The sequence below is a fragment of the Rhizobium sp. P1_E6 genome (assembly GCF_056405875.1).
The window spans coordinates 39,114-56,643 of sequence record NZ_JBFUBG010000013.1 but is presented as its reverse complement, the minus strand read 5'-3'; the positions used below and the strand labels follow the sequence as shown (position 1 = coordinate 56,643).

Sequence of the window (17,530 nt, the reverse complement as noted above, 5' to 3'; positions counted from 1 at the left end):
TGAGCGCTATGTCTGCACAATTCCCCGAATTCAAGGACCGCACGGTGCTGGTGAGCGGCGGCGGTTCCGGCATCGGTGCTGCCCTCGTCGAGGGTTTCGCAAGGCAGGGCGCGAAGGTTTCCTTCCTCGACATCGCCGAGGCTGAAAGCCGGGAACTGGCTGGGCGGCTTTCCCGCGAGAATGCGCATCCGGTCAGCTTCTACCACACGGACCTGCGCGATATCGACGCCATCAGGCGCACGGTGAACGCGGTTGTCGAAAAGTCCGGGCCGATCCGGGTGCTTATCAACAATGCAGCCTGGGACGACAGGCACGAATTCGACGATGTGACCGAGGACTATTGGGACAATAACCAGGCAGTCAACCTTCGGCATGTCTTCTTCACCTCGCAGGCAGTTGTACCTTCGATGCGGGCGGCCGGCGGCGGGGCGATCATCAACATGTCGTCTATCGCCTTCAAATTGAACATGGGCGTTTTCCCCGCCTATGCTGCGGCCAAAGCCGCAGTGGTCGGCCTGACAAAGAGCATGGCCGGAAAGCTCGGCGCTGACGGTATCCGCGTCAACTGCATCCTGCCCGGCATGGTGGTGACCGAGCGACAGATGAAGCTGTGGCTGACGGAGGAGAGCATTGCCCGTTCCGTGCAGGGGCAGTGTCTGAAAATCGTATTGAAGGCGGACGCGATCGTCGGTCCCGCCTTGTTTCTTGCATCCGACTGCGCAGCCGCCATGACCGCGCAGTCCCTAATCGTCGATGGAGGCGTTCTCTGATGGCAAATCCCGCTTATATTGCGGTGGACTGGGGCACAAGCAGCTTCCGGCTCTGGCTTATCGGTGCGGACAGCAGCATTCTTGCCGAGCGCCGCAGCGGCGAAGGTATGACGACCGCCGCCAAGACCGGCTTTTCCCAAGTTCTCGCTGGACATCTCACAGCCGTCGAAGCGCCCGCGGACCTGCCGGTCATCGTCTGCGGCATGGCGGGCGCCCGGCAGGGCTGGGTCGAGGCTGGTTATATCGATGTGCCCGCCTCCCTCTCCTCGATTCTATCAGGCGCAGTGTCCGTGCCGGGCGAAAACCGCGATGTGCGCATCCTGCCCGGTCTTGCCCAGCGCGATGCGGTGGCGCCCGATGTCATGCGCGGCGAGGAAACGCAGCTTCTCGGTGCGCTCGGGCCCGACAGCAAGGGTGCACAAGCCGTCTGCATGCCCGGCACCCATTCCAAGTGGGTCCATGTTGACGACGGTACGGTCACCGGCTTCTCCAGCTTCATGACCGGCGAGCTTTTCGACGCCGTCACCAAGCATACGATCCTCATGCATGCCGTTGCCGGCGCCGAGGACCAGCCGGCCGATGCCGCAGCCTTCGAAGCAGCAGTCGCGGCCGCCTTCAAGCGGCCGGCGCTCGTATCGAACCTGATTTTCACCGCGCGCTCAGGCCAGCTTCTGCACGGTATTTCGGCTGCGGCCGCACAGGCTAAACTCTCGGGCACCCTGATCGGCCTCGAAATTGCCGGCGCGCTGCAGGATGCCGGCAAGGATACGGCCATCACGCTCGTTGCGTCCGGACGCCTGCAGGCGCTTTACGAGCAGGCCTTCCGCACGCTCTCCCTTTCCTTCACCGCCGTCGATGCCGATGCCGCCGTTCGCGGCGGGCTTTCGGCCGCTGCCCGGGCCATCTGGCCGAACTGAGAAAGACATCTCCCATGAACCGTATCCCCTTCCCCGATATGAAGCGCCCGTTGATTGCCATTCTGCGCGGCATAAAGCCCGAAGAAACCGAGACCGTGGTCGGTGCGCTGATCGAAAACGGCCTGACGGCGATCGAAATCCCGCTCAACTCGCCGCAACCCTTCAAGTCTATCGAGATTGCTGCCAAGATGGCACCTGATAACGTGCTGATCGGTGCCGGCACCGTGCTCACCACAGAGGCCGTCGACAGCCTGCATGCGGCGGGCGGCAAACTGCTGGTGACCCCGAATGTCGAACCCGACGTGATCATCCGCGCACGCGACTACGGCATGGTGACAATGCCTGGCGTCTTTACGCCGACGGAAGCACTGCAGGCCGCCCGCGCGGGTGCAACCGGCCTCAAGTTCTTCCCCGCCAGCGTTCTCGGCCCTTCCGGCATCACCGCAATCCGCGCCATCCTGCCTCCGGAAATGGTAATTGCGGCGGTCGGCGGCGTATCGGACAAAAACTTCTCCGATTATACCAAAGCCGGCATTCTCGCCTTCGGCCTCGGCACCAGCATTTACAAGCCCGGAATGACTAATGCAGAGGTTGCCGAGCGCGCCAAGGCAACCATCTTAGCCTATGACGCGGCCATAGGAGCATAGGCATATGACTGATATTTATGAATTCGAGGGCAAAACACTTTGCAATACCAATTCGGTTCTCGGTGAGGGGCCGACTTACGATCCCGTTTCCAACTCCGTCTGGTGGTTCAACATTCTCGGCAAGGAGCTTCACGAACTCAATCTTTCGACGGACGAGAAGAAGGTGCATTCGCTGCCCGTCATGGCAAGCGTGCTTGCGCGGATCGATTCTGAGCGCCAGCTACTGGCGACCGAAGAGGGGCTTTTCGTGCGAGATATCGCCAGCGGCAAGCTGACTTTCTATGCAGCGCTCGAAAATGACAGGCCGGAAAACCGCTCCAACGACGGCCGCACGCATCCCTCCGGCGCGTTGTGGATCAGCACGATGAGCAAGCGCGCCGAGCAACAGGCGGGCGCGATCTACCACGTCGCCGCCGGCAGGGTGACGAAGATCTTCGGTGGCATCAGCATTCCGAACTCTATCTGCTTTTCGCCTGACGGTACGACCGGCTATTTTACCGATACCCGCCTCAGCCGTCTGATGCGCGTCATGGTCGATCCGCAGACCGGCCTCCCCGCCGGTGAACCGATCGTGATGGTCGATAGCATGGACGAACCCGGCGGGCTCGACGGTTCGGTCTGCGATGCCGATGGCTACATCTGGAATGCCCGCTGGGGCGCTGGCGTCGTCGACCGCTACAGCCCGGATGGCCTGCGTATCGCCCGCTACAAAGTGCCAGCCGCCCAGCCTTCCTGCCCGGCCTTCATCGGCGCCAATGCCGACCGGCTGGTGGTGACGACAGCCTGGGAGGGGCTTGACGAGGATGCCCGATCCGCCCAGCCGAGCGCCGGCGCGCTGCTCGAACTCGGCATCACAGTGAAGGGCGTTTTCGATCCTGCCTACGTAATCTAAAGGCAAAGGCCTCGAATTCAGAAGGCGCTCCATTGCGGGGCGCCTTTGCTTTTTCGGGCTGTTTTCCGCTCAAGGTTCCGTGAAAATCGTAAAATTTTCCGTGTCTTCGCCCGGAACCAATAGGCACACCGGTCATTTCATTCGTGAACCGGCGTGGCAGAAATGCCTGAAAAAACAGGCGCTGCCGGGCCTGGATCACTCATGAAACAAAGGTAGGTTCGATATGACACGCAAACTTCTGACGACCGTTGCCGCTGGCGCCCTGTTTGCCACGGCCTTCGCACCGGCGGCATTTTCACAGACGGCTCCGCAGCCAGCTAACCCCGCTGCTCCGACGCAGTCTGCGCCCGCCGACCCGGCATCGCCGGCGCCGGCCGAGCCGGTGAAGCCGATGGCTCCGGCAGGTGATGCCGCGCAGGCTCCGGCGCCCGCTCCGAGCACCGATACAGCTCAGGCAGGTGGTGACAGCTACCTGACCCAGCAGGCCCCGGACCAGATCAGCGCCAATACCTATATCGGCCAGTCGGTCTATAACGGCAACAATGAGAGCATCGGTGACGTCAACGACCTGATCCTCAAGAAGGATGGCGGTATCGTAGCAGCGATCATCGGTGTCGGCGGCTTCCTTGGCATCGGCGAAAAGAACGTCGCTGTGCCGATGGAAAAAGTCACTGCCGCCCAGAATACGCAGGACGGTTCCGTCAAGTTGACGACCACGGAAACCGCAGAATCGCTGAAGGCGGCACCGGAGTTCAAGACACTGCAGATGCAGTCGGCTGAAAAGGCTCCGGCAGCGACCGGCACGGCGATGCCGACGGACAGTACGTCCACCGGCTCGACCACCAACAAGTAATTCAGCGGAGAGTAGAGCGTAGGCGATGGCGTCCCATGGGGCGCCATCTTTTTTTGCGCATGGCCTATGCGCTGGCGCGTTCCGTAGCACTCGTGTCGTAGTAATAGTTCTCGTGCAGGAAGCGCAGCGTGGCGATGCCATCGGCCGGCCGGCCGAAATGATAGCCCTGTCCCATGCCGCAACCGAGCATGCGCAGTTTGACCGCTTCCGAATAATCCTCGATGCCCTCAGCCACGACCTCGAGGTCGAGACCTTCGCACATGGTAAGGATCGCCTTGATAATGTGTTCGGAGGCGCGGTCGGAATTGATGCGGGAGACAAAGGCACGGTCGATCTTGATCTTGTCGAAGATGAAATCGCGCAAGCGCCCGAGGCTCGACTGGCCGGTGCCGAAATCGTCCAGCGAGATGCGCACGCCGGCAGCTCTCAAATCGGCAATGATTCGGTGCGCCGTGTCGGCCGAACTCATGACAGCCGTTTCGGTGATTTCCAGCTCGAGACGATGCGGGTCGAAACCGACACGGCCGAGGATCGACAGAATGCTGCTGCTCGTGCCCGGATCCATAAGCTGGGCGGAAGACAGATTGAAGGACAGGAAGAGTTCACGCGGCCAGGAGAGTGCCGCTTCCGCAGCCTTGCGCAGCAGCGCTTCCGACAGGGCATCGATGAAGCCACGCTCTTCGGCGAGCGGCACGAAGACGCCGGGGGAGACGAAGCCGAGATCGGGATCGTTCCAGCGGGCCAATGCCTCGAAGCCCACCACCTGATTATTGGCAAGCGAGACGATCGGCTGGAAATGCACGTCGATGACATCGGAGATGATGGCGTTTCTGAGCGCCTGTTCGAGCTGGGTCGCCCGTTTCATCTCTTGGGCGATCTCGCGCGAATAGACGGTAATCTGCCCGCGGCCGCGACGCTTGGAACGGTAGAGCRCGGTTTCGGCGCTCTTCAGCAGCTCCTCGCAGTCCTCGCCGGCAAAGGGATAGATCGCAAAACCGAAGGAAGCAGAAAGGCGGACGTTGCGGTCGCCGAGATCGTAGGGAGCCGACAGGACCTCACGGATCATCTGGCCGAATTTCTCGGCACTGGCGCGCTCGAAGATCAGCGGCAGGACAAAGGCGAACTCGTCGCCGTCGTGACGCGTCACGATAGCGCCATCCGGGATGCAGGCCTTCAGGCGATGGGCGACCTGGCACAGGATTTCATCGCCGGCGGTGGAGCCGAAGAGATCGTTGATCGGCTTGAAACTGTCGAGATTGGCAATGCCGATGGTAAAGGGTGCCGGATCGCTGGCGCGCTCGGCAGAAATCTGCATCACCTTGTCCCGCATGCGATGCCGGTTTCCCAATCCGGTCAGCGGATCAGTATAGGCCATCGCCTGGAGCTCGTTCTGACTTACCGTCACGAATGGTATTTCTGCCGACACCATCACTCCAAACCCAAGGTTTTCCTCCGCACCCTGGTGAAGAATGACCGGCAAATCTTAACAATTCGATAGTAAATCGGCCGCGATACAACCCGAAGCATTCCCAAAATCTGGGGAGTTGACCGATATTTTATTTAGTTTCGGGCCTTGATCGGCTCATCCATCAGGTACTTCTGAAATACCGTTTCAAGGATGTCCGGGCTGACCGGCTTCATGATGACGTCATCCATACCGGCATTGGCGCATTCCGCACGATCACGCTCGAAGGCTTGTGTCAGCACGCCGATAATCGGCGTCCGCGTGCCCTGCCCCGCTTCCATCTGGCGAATAAGGCGCGAGGCTTCAAAGCCGTTGAAGACCGGCAGCGAAATGTCCATCAGCACGATCTGCGGCCGGTGTTCGGCCCAGAGGCGAACGACCTCTTCGCCCGTTGCCGCGATCCGATGGCGGTAGCCGAGACCTTCGAGAATTTGCGTGAAGACGATCTGGTTGATGTCGTTGTCCTCGGCGACGAGAACCTGGAGGCCGACGTTTTCTTCAGTCGTGGTGATTTCCCAGTCGCCTTCAGCGCCGCCGCCGCGTCCGTTGCGGTTGAAGTGGCGGGCGATCTGGAAGGTCAACTCGTTGGCGATCTGGAAGCCATCCATGACAAGGGCGGGAATGCCGTATTGTTCGGCGAGCTCCAGACAGCGCATGCCCATCTGATTATCGATGATCAGAAGATCGAGCGAGATGCCGGAGGAGCTCGCAATCTCGAGGAAACGTTCCTCCTCATCCTCGCCGCGGACGGAGCAGGATTCGAAGCCGTATTTGGCAAGCGTGCGTAGCGCGGCCGTCTCGGCGGCGAAATCCGAGGTGACGACGAGGATCTTTCGGCCAGAGAAGTTTTCCGGAACGATTGCCTCCATCGCCGCCGGCTCGCGGCGCTGCGATGCGTTCGGCGCGGGAACATAGGCGCGCCGGTAGGTCTGGTTGCTGGAAGTGGTGATTTCCGAGGCTTGATTGAATTCGTCGAGATCGTCGCCGTCGCGCGGCAGATCCTGCATGGTCGAGACGAGAAAGTAACGTCCCGGCTTACCGATCCTGTGCTTGCGGCTGACGATGTCGCGCTCGGTGCCGTCACGGGCGATCTGGCGCTGGCGGGCGACCGACATTTCGCCGGTTTCCAGCACATGGCGGTCACTCTCCTCGAAGCGCTTGGCGATGTCGGGCGAAAAGAGTTCGCCGCTCTTGCGGCCGAGAACTTCATCCGCCGTCGTCTGGTACTTCTCGCAGAAAGCCTTGTTGACGGCGACGTAGGTGAGATTGCGATCCTTGACGAAGAGCGGGAACGGCAGATGGTCGAGGATGTCCTCGGTGAGTTGCACGCGCTCCAGATCGTAGCGCCACTGTTCCTCGCGCTTACGCGCTTCGGAAATATCGGAGATGATGGTCACGCCGTAGCCGTTCGGTAGCCGGCGCTTCAAAAAGCGCACCCAGCGATCGGTGCCGTGGCGCTCGACGGATTCGAAACGTTCGCGCCAATGGGAGGCGATGCGCTGCGACAGCCAGTCCTCGCGGCCGAGCGAACCCGCCTGGCGCACGAGGGTCTGCTCGCGGATGCCGGTATCGTAGACCGCACCCAGGAAATCACGAAGCCGGGCGCCCGGCCGCAGCACATCTTCGGGGACCGGAAAGAATTCCATGACCTGGCGGCTGGCGAAGATCAGAAGATCGTTGCGGTCATAGATGACGAATGCAGCAGAAAGACTGTCGCATGCCGCGTCGAAAAGCACCGTCTGAAGATCGGCCTCAGGCGGCAGCGCGTCACTCGCAGATGATGTGTCCGCCTTTTCGAAGCCGGCACTCATTCTTTCACATCCCACATCTGTCCGATTTTCGCAGTTTCGGAGGCATATGAATAAAATGCCGTTTTTGTCTTAAAGGCCGCTTAACAGTAGTGACCCCCAAATTTGGGGGAGAAGCTTCCAGTACTTGGCTCCCGCCTGATGAAAGCCCTTTCCTCCCGGCCGCGAATCCCCGAAAATAGGCGCATGGCCATTAGACAGCTCTCCGAAACGCTCATCAACCAGATCGCCGCCGGCGAGGTCATCGAACGGCCGGCGAGTGCTGCGAAAGAGCTGATCGAAAACGCACTGGATGCGGGCGCGACGCGCATCGAGATCGCAACCGCCGGCGGCGGCAAGGCACTCTTGCGCGTAACAGACAACGGTGCCGGAATGGACGCTGCCGATCTGGAACTTGCCGTGAGACGGCACTGCACCTCGAAGATATCGGATACGCTCGACGATATCCGTACGCTCGGCTTCCGCGGCGAAGCATTGCCGTCGATCGGTTCGGTGGCGCGGCTCAGCATCGCAAGCCGCAGGCGTGATAGCGCTGCAGGTACCGAAATTTCGGTTGCCGGCGGCAAAATCGTGCATCTGCGCCCGGCAGCCGCCAATCCGGGAACGATCGTCGAAGTGCGCGACTTGTTCTTCGCCACACCGGCGCGACTGAAATTCCTGAAAACGGAGAAGGCGGAAGCGGCCGCAATCACCGAGATCGTCAAGCGCATGGCGATCGCTTTTCCGGGCGTGCGCTTCGTGCTGTCAGGCCCCGACCGTTCGACGCTGGAATTTCCGGCAACCGGCGAGGATCATCTGGCGCGTATGGCGCAGATACTCGGCAAGGACTTCCGCGACAATGCGATCGCCATCAACGCCGAACGTGAGGATGTACAGCTGACCGGCTTTGCCGGCGTGCCGACCTTCAACCGGGGCAATTCGGCCCATCAATATGCTTTCGTCAACGGCCGCCCCGTACAGGACAAGCTCATCCTCTCGGCGATCCGCGGCGCCTATGCCGAAACGATCCCGGCCGGCCGCTATGCAGTCGCGGTGCTGTCGATCACGCTCGATCCGGCGCTGGTGGACGTCAATGTGCATCCGGCGAAATCCGACGTCCGCTTCCGCGATCCGGGACTGGTCCGCGGGCTGATCGTCGGCGCAATCCGCGAGGCGCTGGCGCGTGACGGCAGCCGCGCGGCAACGACTGGTGCAAACGACATGCTGCGCGCCTTCCGCCCCGGATTCCAGGCGGCACCACAGCGGCCGCAGGCGCCATGGTCTGCGGCAACTTCCCCTTCCCGGCCATACCAGCCGACAGCCGGTTTCGGTGAAAGACCACAAGCTTCCTTCGACGGGCTCGTCCATCCGACAGCACGTTCGGAGGCGGTTTTCGAGCCCGCGCCGCAAGCGCAGACAGCCGCCGCCGAACCGGTGGCGCGCTATCCGCTCGGTGCCGCAAGGGCGCAGATCCACGAGAACTATATCATTGCCCAGACAGATAACGGCATCGTCATCGTCGATCAGCACGCGGCCCATGAACGGCTGGTGTTCGAGGCCATGCGCAAGGCGCTGCATTCCAAGCGACTGGCTTCACAGGTCCTGCTGATCCCTGAAATCGTCGACATTTCCGAGGAGGATTGTGACCGGCTGATGGTGCATGCCGCGGAGTTCGCCGAACTCGGCCTGGCGATCGAACGTTTTGGGCCGGGCGCCATTGCCGTGCGCGAAACGCCGGCTATGCTCGGCGAAGTCGACACGCAGGGATTGATCCGGCAGCTTGCCGACGAGATCGCCGAATGGGACACGGCATCCGGCCTCTCCGCCAAGCTCGAATATGTGGCGGCAACCATGGCCTGCCACGGCTCGGTGCGATCGGGACGACGGCTGCGGCCGGAAGAAATGAATGCGCTCTTGCGTCAGATGGAAGTGACGCCGGGCTCCGGCCAGTGCAATCATGGACGCCCGACCTATATCGAACTCAAGCTTGCCGATATCGAGCGGCTGTTCGGCCGGAGCTGAAAAAGCTGGCAAAATCGCCTCTCGCGGAGTATGGCAGACAGATGGCAGGCCGCAGGGAATGGAGCGAATGAACTTGTTCGAAGGACACGGAAACCGCGAGGCGAAGATCCGGTATCTCGACGGCGATTTCCAGATTCTGTCACCTGGCTCCTATGTCGTCTGCGCACTCACCAGCAAACAGATCCCGCTCGACGAGCTTCGCTATTGGAGCGTGGCGCGGCAGGAGCCCTATGCCGACGTCGCCTCGGCCCTCGAAGCCGACCGTCGCGCCGGCGTTCTGCCGACCCAACGGTAGAGCATTTCCACTTTTCTTCGAAGCGCGTAAATGCGCTAACTTCTTGTTTTCACGCAATTCCGGACGCAAAATCGCGTACATTTCTGCTGGAATTGCTCTAGGCTTTCGCCTTCGCTTCCTTGAGCCGCCGCTCGCGGCAGGCTTCGAACGCACGGTCGATGATGAGACCGGGGGCACGAGGATCCATAAAGGCCATCTCCACCTCCACGACGTGGCAGCGGGCCGCAAGCTGTTCCGCCTTTCCGTGATGGCCGGCCAACCGCACGAAGTCCTTCGAGGTCGTGACGATCGCCAGGTTCTGCTGGTCCGCAGTGTTCAGAAGACCGTCGATCTCTTCTTCGCTCAGGTGCTCATGATCGCCGAAGGAGGTCGCGACCTCGATGCTCGCGCCAAGTGAACGCACAGTGCGGAAGAACTTTTCGGGATCGGCGATGCCGGCAAAGGCGAGCACCTTGAGCCCGGCAAGATGGTTTTCGCCCGGCACCTTCAGCGCCGCGGTGAAATAGGGTTTTGCCGCGCGGGCCGCGATACGGACAATGCGGTCGGCCGCGTTGCCATCGCCGACCTTCAGGAGTGCGGTTGCCTGGCGCAGTTGTAGGCGCACCGGAGCACGGACCGGTCCGCTTGGCACGATATAGCCATTGCCAAGGCCACGCGTCGCATCGATCACCAGAAGTGCATAGTCGATCGTGAGGCGTGCGCTCTGGAAGCCGTCATCCATGATGATGAAATCGGCGCCTTCTTCGACGAGCCTGAGAGCACCGTCGACCCGACGGCGGGAGATTACCGTCAGTGCTTCCTGCGCCAGCAGCAGCGGTTCGTCGCCGACGGCGACAGCGCGGTGATGCGCGGGATCGACGACAACAGTCATATCGAGCGAACCGCCATGGCCGCGACTCAGGAAACCGGGCTTCAGGCCCTTGGCTTTGGCGGCACGGGCAATGGCGATCGCCGTCGGCGTCTTGCCGGCACCGCCGACGGTGAAATTACCGACGCAGACGACGGGGATTGGAACCGAGGCGCGGCGCGCATGAACCATACGGTAGCCTGCCACGCGGCCATAGAGGAAAGAAAGGGGCGATAGGACCCAGGCCTGCCAACCTGCCCGCCTCCACCAGAAAGGCGGCGCTTCGGATATCATGATGCCGTCCCGTTCCCCTTGCCCTCACCCCCCACGGCGAGGTTTCCCAAAATCGACCGGGCGGATTGAGAAGCTAAAAATCATGAAAATGCAAGTCTTTGCGCGTCACGCCGGCTGCAGATCGGGCAGCAGAGCCTCGATGTGGGTGATGTCGTCGAAGACGTGATCTGCCGCTCCGGATAGAGATTCACGCGAGCCGGTGCCTGTCAGAACTGCAATCGTCAGGCCCACTTTCGCATTCCTGCCCATATGGAGGTCGTGATTGTTGTCGCCGACCATCGCGACCTCTTCTGGCGACAGGCCGGTCGCGGCACAAAAACCAAGCACCATGCCGGGCTCCGGCTTGCTGCCGAAGCCGCTGTCGTAACCGGCGATGTAATCGACATATCCGGAAATGGCGAAGCGTTGCGCCGTCTGGCGGATCGAGCGCTCGTTGTCGCTCGAGGCGATGCCGAGTTTGAAACCGCGCTTGTGAAGACGCCCGAAGAAGGCTGCGAGATCGGTGACCGGCACGGAGAATTCGGCGGCATTGGCAAAGAGGTTGTCGAGCTTGATCGTCAGCTCGATGACCTCGACCTTCGAGCCGGCGGCGATGAGGCCTTCGGCGATCTGGCGGGTATTGCCGGCGGCAAGCAGGCTGTCGGGAACGATATGCCCCGTCACCGGATCCATGCCGCATGCGGCAAGCAGGTGATCGGCAAGAGCCGCGTCACCCTCGGCGGCGATACGAGCCAGCTCGCGGTTCACCGGCAGCCAGCTTTCATCATAATCGAGGAGCGTACCATCCTTGTCGAAGAGGATGCCCTTGATCTTCACCTCTGCCGACATGACAGTTCCTCAGGCCTGCGCCGCGGCCTTGGGCAGCAGGCGCGCCTTCACCGTCAGCGGATTGATATAGGGCTCCAACCCCTTCAGGGTGGCCGTCAGTGCGCCGCGCATTTCATGCACGGTAGCGATGCCAGCCTGGATCATATTGCCCCGCGCCTCATCATTGGTCAGCAGGTAATGCACGCCCTTTGCCAGCATTTCGGTATCGCGCACCATGCGGGCGCTGCCGCTGCGGGCAAGCTTCTGATAGGCCTCGCGGAAGTTCTGCACGTTGCCGCCGGACAAGATGGCGCAACCGAGCATGGCCGGCTCCAGCGGATTCTGACCGCCTTCGGCGAAAAGCGAGCGGCCGACGAAGGCGACCTCCGTCAGGCGAAGATAGAGGCCCATCTCCCCGATCGTATCGCCGAGGAAGATATCGATATCGGGGGAAAGTACATCGTCGCGCGTGCGGCGGGCGACCTTCAGCCCCTGCTTGACGAGCGCGGCCTCGATCTCGTCGCCGCGCTCGGGATGACGCGGCACGATGATCGTCAGCTGCTTGTCACGATCGCGCAAAGCGCGGTGCACGATGCCGGCGGCATTCTCCTCGCCGTCGAAGGTGGAGATCGCCGCCCATGTCTTGCGGTCACCGATCTGCTTCCTGTAGCGGGCAAAGACTGCGCTGTCATAGGGCGGCGCGTCCGTATCGACCTTCAGATTGCCTGACGTGATGACCGGCACGGCGCCAAGATCGCGGAAACGCTCGGCATCCATATCCGACTGGGCGATGACGAGCGCGAGATTTTCGAAGAGCGCTTCTGCAATCGACGGGCGACGGCGCCAACGGGCGAAGGACCGGTCCGACATGCGGGCATTGACTAGGATCTGCGGAATGCGGCGACGGCCGAGTTCCAGCACGGTCGCGGGCCAGATTTCAGACTCGGCGATAATGGCGCAGTCCGGCTGCCAATAGTCGAGGAAACGGCCGACCGAGGGCTTCAGGTCGAGCGGGACGTATTGATGGATCGCGTCGTTGCCGAGACGTTCGGCGGCAAGCTTTGCCGAGGTGATGGTGCCTGTCGTCAGGATGACATTGATGTCGCGGCGTCGAATTTCGCGGATCAGGGGAATGACAGCATTGGTTTCGCCGACGCTTGCCGCGTGGAACCAGACGAGCGGGCCTTGCGGGCGGTTGGCGCTTGCATAGCCGAAGCGTTCCAGCCGGCGGGCGCGGTCTTCCTTGCCCTTGGCCGTGCGGTAGGTGATGTAGAGGCCGACGACCGGCGACGCCACGGTTCCCGCCAGACGGTACGCGTTCAGACCGATCCGCGCCATCCGGGAGCTCATTCGGCAGACCTCCGATCCATGCAGATCGACATCAATCCAATTCCCCAATTATCGTTGCGGCCGCAATGACCGATCAATTTGTTCAGAATGCGTCGATCAAGGGCAAGGAACCGATGCGCAAAGGCCTCCGCTGTGGACAGCGGAGAGCCAGCGGCTTGCTGCGCGGGTCACTTGCTCCCGGTCGTATCCTGCGGGTCGAGCAGACGATGCATGTGGACGATGAAATAGCGCATATGCGCATTGTCGACCGTCTGTTGTGCCTTGCCCTTCCAGGCCGTCAGTGCCGTAGCGTAGTCGGGGAAAATACCGACAATATCGAGATCCTTGAGATCCCGAAACTGGATACCTTCGAGGCTTTCGAGTTCGCCACCGAATACGAGGTGCAGGAGCTGCTTTTTACCGCCGGAGTCCGTCATTTTTATTCTCTTTTCTGCCTATTCTCCTCCGGCCCTCATCTGAGGGATTTTGACGGAAACGTCAACCGTCTCTTAGCTGAGTGAACAAGTCCAGATATTCCCGGAGACGCGGAACGGGCGAGGCACAGAGCGCCTCGTGGCTGACTTTCGCCCTATTATACGTTGCCGGGTGACCCGAAAGGTCGACGAGGCCGCCACCGGCACGTTCCAGAATAAGATCGGCGGCCGCAATATCCCAGTCATGGGCACTCCGCCCGACAAACGTCGCATCCAGACGCCCATCGGCCACCATGGCGATGCGGTAGGCGAGCGAGGGAATGTGTTTGACACGCTCGCTGCGTTCGCGAACTGCCGTCGGCAGAACCTTGAACAACTCCTCGCTGACGGCAAGCTGGCTGATATCGCCTTCGCTTCGGCTGGATACGGAGATCGGCTCGCCGTTTTTCAGCGCCGGGCCACCTTCCGTCGCCTCGTAGAGTTCGTCCAGCGCCGGCGCAAAAAGCACGCCTGCCACGGGACGGCCGTGATGGACGATGCCGACGCTCACGCACCAGAGATCCTTGCCGGCCAGGAAAGCCCTCGTGCCATCGATCGGATCGACGATGAACAGCGTCTCATGCTGCAGACGGCCGGCATCGTCGTCGGTCTCCTCGGACAGCCAGCCATAGTCCGGCCGCGCCCTGCGCAGGATGGTTTCGAGCTTTTCGTTGGCGGCGAAATCGGCGGCGCTGACGGGCGAGCGGTCCTCGTTTTTCCACCAGACTTCCGGCGATTGATTGAAGAAGCCGAGTGCGACGGCGCCCGCCTGTTTCGCGGCATCGGCGATCAGCGCGAGATCGCTTTGCCAGCGGAACTGTTCCACATCGCTCATCGCATCGATCCGTTCGTCAGCGACCGGCAAGCGTCATGCCTTCAATCGCGAAGGTCGGAGCCGCCACACCGAACTTACGGTCGATGTCGTTGGCGAGCGTCAGCCTCATGAACATGTCCTTGAGGTTCGAAGCGATCGTCACCTCCGATACTGCGAAGGTGAGTTCACCGTTTTCGATCCAGAAGCCGGTCGCACCGCGGCTATATTCGCCGGTTATCATGTTGACGCCCTGGCCGATCAGCTCGGTCACGTAGAAACCGTTGCCAACGCTACGGATCAGCTCTTCCGGCGAGATGTCTCCGGGTTCCAATGCCAGATTGGTGGAGGCGGGCGTAACGGAGGTGCCGCCGCGCACGCCGCGGCCGTTGGTTTCGAAACCGCCGATTTCATTTGCGGTGGAGGTGGACAGGAACCAGTGCTTGAGCACGCCGTCCTCGATCATCACGAGCCGCTCGCCGGAAACGCCTTCGCCGTCGAAGGGACGGGAGGACGGCCCACGCACGATCAGCGGATCGTCTGATATCGACAGGCCGGCTTTCAGCACCTGCTGGCCCATCTTGTCGCGCAGGAAGCTCGTCTTGCGGGCGACGGATGCGCCGTTGATGGCGCCGGCGATATGACCGACGAAACCACGGGCAATGCGAGGATCGAAGATGACGGTAATACCCTTGCCGGTCGGCACCTGCCGGGGATTGACGCGCTTGATGGCGCGTTCGCCGGCCCGGCGGCCGATTTCGGCGGGATCATCCAGTTCAGAATAATAGAGGCGGCTGTCGAAATCGTAGTCGCGCTCCATGCCGGTGCCTTCACCGGCGATCACGCTGACGGAGTTGCCGAAGCGCGACGCCATATAGCTGCCTTCGAAGCCATGCGAAGTGGCGAGCACAAGACCGCCCATACCGGCCGAAGCGCCCGCACCGGACGAGTTGGTGATCCCTTTTACGGCAAGAGCTGCGGCTTCGGCAGCAAGAGCTGCCTCCCGCAACTGATCGGCGCCGACCTCGGTCGTGTCGAGCAGCTGCAGATCGGGATAGGTTCTGGCAAGGCGGTTCTCATCGGCGAGGCAGGCGAACGGATCTTCCGGCGACACCTTGGCCATGGCGACGGCGCGTTCGGCCAGCGCCTGCAGGTCGAAGCCCGGATTGGCGGAAACGCTTGCCACCCGCTTGCCGATGAAGACACGCAGCGAGAAGTCGTCGCTTTCGGAGGACTCCGTCCCTTCGACCTTGCCTAAGCGAACGCTGACCGATTGGGCGCGCGAGCGGACGACGACTGCGTCGGCAGCATCGGCACCTGCCTTTTTCGCCAGATCGATCAGTTGACTTGCACGGGAAAGAAGTGTCGAGGAATCGATTTCAGAGGACATGATTTGGCCTTTCCTTCCAGTTCCATTTATTGTGCACTCCCGAAAGCATCAAGGCCGTGGATGCCGATTCTTTTCCTGGCTGCCTGCTTGCCCTGCCATCGAAAGAAATGAAGCATGTCCGCACCCAACGCGCTTTTCTCCGAAACCATCCTGCTGCTCGGCGGCGCCGTCGTCGCCGCACCGATCTTCAAGAAGCTCGGGCTCGGCACAGTTCTCGGCTATTTGGCGGCGGGTATCGTCATCGGGCCGGTCTTTCACGGCATCACCGATGGCGAGCAGATCCTCAATGTCGCCGAACTCGGCGTCGTCTTCCTCCTCTTCATCATCGGGCTCGAACTGAAGCCTTCCCGCCTCTGGCAGATGCGGCGCGACATTTTCGGCCTGGGCACGGCGCAGGTGATGGTGACGGGCCTGGCGCTGACCGCACTTGCCTGGGGTTCCGGCGTCCTCGACTGGCGCGGCAGCATCGTTGCTGGCTTCGGGCTGGCGCTCTCCTCCACCGCCTTTGCCATGCAGATCCTCGAAGGCGACGGCGACGTGAATACCCGCTACGGGCAGCGCTCCTTCTCCATGCTTCTCTTCCAGGATTTGGCTATCGTGCCGCTTCTGGCCGTCGTCACCGTCCTCGATGGCGGCAAGGGCAACGGCGATCCGCTTGTCGATTTCGGCATCTCGATTGCGGCGGTCGGCGGGATGATCGTCATGGGGCGCTACCTGCTGACGCCGCTCTTCCAGATCATTGCCCGCACTGGCGCCCGCGAGGCGATGATCGCGGCGGCCCTTTTCGTCGTGATGGGTTCGGCAAGCCTGATGCAGCTTGCGGGACTTTCCATGGCGATGGGCGCCTTCCTTTCCGGCGTCATGCTGGCCGAATCCTCCTACCGGCATGAGCTGGAAGCCGATATCGAGCCATTCCGCGGCGTGCTTCTCGCCATCTTCTTCATCGCCGTCGGCCTGTCGCTGCAGCTTCAGGTGCTGCTCGACAACGTGCTCTTCATCATCATGGCCGTGCCGATCATCATGGCCGTGAAGGCGATCATCATCTATGCGCTCTGCCGCATGACGGGCTCTTCGCATGACGATGCCGTGCGCATCGCCTTCCTGCTGCCGCAGGGCGGCGAGTTCGGGTTCGTCCTTTTCACCGCCGCCGCTGTTGCGGGCCTGATGCCGAACACGACCGCCTCGCTTCTCGTTGCGATCGTCACCCTCTCGATGGCGCTGACGCCGCTGGGTGCGGCCCTTTCCAAGCGGATGCTGACGGGAGACGCACACGAGGAACTGGACGAGGATTTCGAGGGTGCGGGCGCCGACGTGCTGATGGTCGGCTTCTCGCGTTTCGGCCAGATCGCCGCACAGATCCTGCTTGCCGGCGGCCGAAGCGTGACCGTCATCGACTTTTCTGCCGACCGTATCCGACAGGCGTCGTCCTTCGGCTTCCGCATCTATTTCGGCGACGGCACCCGCAAGGACGTGCTGCGTTCGGCCGGCATCGACAGGGCCAAGATCGTGCTCGTCTGCACCCAGAAGAAGGAGATCACCGACAAGGTGGTCGAACTGATCCAGGCAGACTATCCGCACACGACCCTCTTCGTGCGCTCCTATGACCGTATTCACTCCATCGAGCTGCGCAACAAGGGCGTCGACTACGAGCTGCGCGAAACGCTGGAATCCGGCCTGCTCTTCGGCCGGCGCACGCTGGAAACGCTGGGTGTCGCCGAAGTCGATGCCTATGAAATCGGCGAGGATATCCGCAAACGCGACGAGGCGCGGCTGGTGCTGCAGGTCTCCGAGGGATTGCAGGCGGGACAGGATCTTCTGTTTTCGACACCGATCAAGCCGGAACCGTTGGTCAAACCGAAGCGTGCGGCCGATCCCTTCAGCGGTGATCCGCTGGCAAACAGGGCCGACGTGACGGCGGATGCCTGAACGCG

At 61.7% G+C, this 17,530-nt stretch carries 16 protein-coding genes; 8 read left to right on the top strand and 8 right to left on the bottom strand.

The genetic code is table 11. The features are described from left to right. Positions 1-8 precede the first annotated feature (8 nt). From AC1D35_RS09800 to AC1D35_RS09780, 5 genes are all read left to right on the top strand, one after another. Entirely contained in the window at positions 9-770 is a 762-nt protein-coding gene (locus tag AC1D35_RS09800; protein ID WP_113308187.1) for an SDR family oxidoreductase, read from the top strand. Then, on the top strand, positions 770-1,687 hold the full coding sequence (locus tag AC1D35_RS09795) for a 2-dehydro-3-deoxygalactonokinase (protein WP_113308186.1): 918 nt from the start codon (positions 770-772) through the stop codon (positions 1,685-1,687). The genes AC1D35_RS09800 and AC1D35_RS09795 overlap by 1 nt, the downstream gene beginning before the upstream one ends. A 14-nt stretch (positions 1,688-1,701) precedes the next feature. Further along, entirely contained in the window at positions 1,702-2,334 is a 633-nt protein-coding gene (locus AC1D35_RS09790; RefSeq protein ID WP_113308185.1) for a 2-dehydro-3-deoxy-6-phosphogalactonate aldolase, read from the top strand. Positions 2,335-2,338: 4 nt separating this feature from the next. Further along, complete coding sequence (locus tag AC1D35_RS09785) at positions 2,339-3,226, top strand: SMP-30/gluconolactonase/LRE family protein (RefSeq protein WP_113295147.1); 888 nt, start codon at positions 2,339-2,341, stop codon at positions 3,224-3,226. Positions 3,227-3,449: 223 nt separating this feature from the next. Next, the gene (locus AC1D35_RS09780; RefSeq protein WP_113308184.1) at positions 3,450-4,079 is read left to right on the top strand and encodes a PRC-barrel domain-containing protein; all 630 of its coding nucleotides are present in this window, start codon (positions 3,450-3,452) and stop codon (positions 4,077-4,079) included. 64 nt (positions 4,080-4,143) lie between these two features. On the opposite strand, the gene AC1D35_RS09775 is transcribed toward AC1D35_RS09780, so the two are convergent. Then, the gene (locus tag AC1D35_RS09775; RefSeq protein WP_477938563.1) at positions 4,144-5,511 is read right to left on the bottom strand and encodes a putative bifunctional diguanylate cyclase/phosphodiesterase; all 1,368 of its coding nucleotides are present in this window, start codon (positions 5,509-5,511) and stop codon (positions 4,144-4,146) included. Positions 5,512-5,639: 128 nt separating this feature from the next. Continuing rightward, entirely contained in the window at positions 5,640-7,355 is a 1,716-nt protein-coding gene (locus tag AC1D35_RS09770; RefSeq protein ID WP_113308183.1) for a response regulator, read from the bottom strand. A 183-nt stretch (positions 7,356-7,538) separates the two neighbouring features. Here AC1D35_RS09770 and mutL point away from each other — a divergent pair, with 183 nt between their 5' ends. Next, positions 7,539-9,353 (top strand): DNA mismatch repair endonuclease MutL, encoded by a 1,815-nt coding sequence (mutL, locus tag AC1D35_RS09765; RefSeq protein WP_113295143.1) that lies wholly within the window; start codon positions 7,539-7,541, stop codon positions 9,351-9,353. 67 nt (positions 9,354-9,420) lie between these two features. Next, positions 9,421-9,648 carry a DUF2093 domain-containing protein gene (locus AC1D35_RS09760; protein WP_113308182.1) on the top strand — a complete coding sequence of 76 codons (228 nt, stop codon included), beginning with the start codon at positions 9,421-9,423 and terminating at the stop codon, positions 9,646-9,648. A 97-nt stretch (positions 9,649-9,745) separates the two neighbouring features. On the opposite strand, the gene lpxK is transcribed toward AC1D35_RS09760, so the two are convergent. The 6 genes from lpxK to AC1D35_RS09730 all read right to left on the bottom strand — a co-directional run bounded on the left by lpxK (position 9,746) and on the right by AC1D35_RS09730 (position 15,599). Further along, positions 9,746-10,789 carry a tetraacyldisaccharide 4'-kinase gene (gene lpxK / locus AC1D35_RS09755; RefSeq protein WP_113295141.1) on the bottom strand — a complete coding sequence of 348 codons (1,044 nt, stop codon included), beginning with the start codon at positions 10,787-10,789 and terminating at the stop codon, positions 9,746-9,748. Between the two features lie 105 nt (positions 10,790-10,894). Beyond that, the gene (locus tag AC1D35_RS09750; RefSeq protein ID WP_113295140.1) at positions 10,895-11,617 is read right to left on the bottom strand and encodes an HAD family hydrolase; all 723 of its coding nucleotides are present in this window, start codon (positions 11,615-11,617) and stop codon (positions 10,895-10,897) included. 9 nt (positions 11,618-11,626) lie between these two features. After that, positions 11,627-12,946 (bottom strand): lipid IV(A) 3-deoxy-D-manno-octulosonic acid transferase, encoded by a 1,320-nt coding sequence (waaA, locus tag AC1D35_RS09745; RefSeq protein WP_113295139.1) that lies wholly within the window; start codon positions 12,944-12,946, stop codon positions 11,627-11,629. Positions 12,947-13,113: 167 nt separating this feature from the next. Continuing rightward, positions 13,114-13,362, bottom strand: a complete 249-nt coding sequence (locus AC1D35_RS09740; protein WP_113295138.1) for a DUF4170 domain-containing protein — start codon at positions 13,360-13,362, stop codon at positions 13,114-13,116. Between the two features lie 61 nt (positions 13,363-13,423). Beyond that, positions 13,424-14,233, bottom strand: coding sequence for a 3'(2'),5'-bisphosphate nucleotidase CysQ (locus AC1D35_RS09735; RefSeq protein WP_113308207.1), 810 nt, complete (start codon positions 14,231-14,233; stop codon positions 13,424-13,426). A 16-nt stretch (positions 14,234-14,249) separates the two neighbouring features. Then, positions 14,250-15,599 (bottom strand): TldD/PmbA family protein, encoded by a 1,350-nt coding sequence (locus tag AC1D35_RS09730; RefSeq protein ID WP_113308181.1) that lies wholly within the window; start codon positions 15,597-15,599, stop codon positions 14,250-14,252. A gap of 114 nt (positions 15,600-15,713) precedes the next feature. On the opposite strand from AC1D35_RS09730, the gene AC1D35_RS09725 reads away from it, so the two are divergent. After that, on the top strand, positions 15,714-17,525 hold the full coding sequence (locus tag AC1D35_RS09725; RefSeq protein ID WP_113308180.1) for a monovalent cation:proton antiporter-2 (CPA2) family protein: 1,812 nt from the start codon (positions 15,714-15,716) through the stop codon (positions 17,523-17,525). Positions 17,526-17,530 lie beyond the last annotated feature (5 nt).

Coding starts and splice junctions, on each gene's coding strand:
- AC1D35_RS09795 (WP_113308186.1), top strand. CDS start 770: ATGGCAAATCCCGCTTATATTGCGGTGGACTGGGGCACAAGCAGCTTC.
- lpxK (WP_113295141.1), bottom strand. CDS start 10,789: ATGATATCCGAAGCGCCGCCTTTCTGGTGGAGGCGGGCAGGTTGGCAG.
- AC1D35_RS09770 (WP_113308183.1), bottom strand. CDS start 7,355: ATGAGTGCCGGCTTCGAAAAGGCGGACACATCATCTGCGAGTGACGCG.
- AC1D35_RS09735 (WP_113308207.1), bottom strand. CDS start 14,233: ATGAGCGATGTGGAACAGTTCCGCTGGCAAAGCGATCTCGCGCTGATC.
- AC1D35_RS09760 (WP_113308182.1), top strand. CDS start 9,421: ATGAACTTGTTCGAAGGACACGGAAACCGCGAGGCGAAGATCCGGTAT.
- AC1D35_RS09750 (WP_113295140.1), bottom strand. CDS start 11,617: ATGTCGGCAGAGGTGAAGATCAAGGGCATCCTCTTCGACAAGGATGGT.
- mutL (WP_113295143.1), top strand. CDS start 7,539: ATGGCCATTAGACAGCTCTCCGAAACGCTCATCAACCAGATCGCCGCC.
- AC1D35_RS09780 (WP_113308184.1), top strand. CDS start 3,450: ATGACACGCAAACTTCTGACGACCGTTGCCGCTGGCGCCCTGTTTGCC.
- AC1D35_RS09730 (WP_113308181.1), bottom strand. CDS start 15,599: ATGTCCTCTGAAATCGATTCCTCGACACTTCTTTCCCGTGCAAGTCAA.
- AC1D35_RS09790 (WP_113308185.1), top strand. CDS start 1,702: ATGAACCGTATCCCCTTCCCCGATATGAAGCGCCCGTTGATTGCCATT.
- AC1D35_RS09785 (WP_113295147.1), top strand. CDS start 2,339: ATGACTGATATTTATGAATTCGAGGGCAAAACACTTTGCAATACCAAT.
- AC1D35_RS09800 (WP_113308187.1), top strand. CDS start 9: ATGTCTGCACAATTCCCCGAATTCAAGGACCGCACGGTGCTGGTGAGC.
- waaA (WP_113295139.1), bottom strand. CDS start 12,946: ATGAGCTCCCGGATGGCGCGGATCGGTCTGAACGCGTACCGTCTGGCG.
- AC1D35_RS09725 (WP_113308180.1), top strand. CDS start 15,714: ATGTCCGCACCCAACGCGCTTTTCTCCGAAACCATCCTGCTGCTCGGC.
- AC1D35_RS09740 (WP_113295138.1), bottom strand. CDS start 13,362: ATGACGGACTCCGGCGGTAAAAAGCAGCTCCTGCACCTCGTATTCGGT.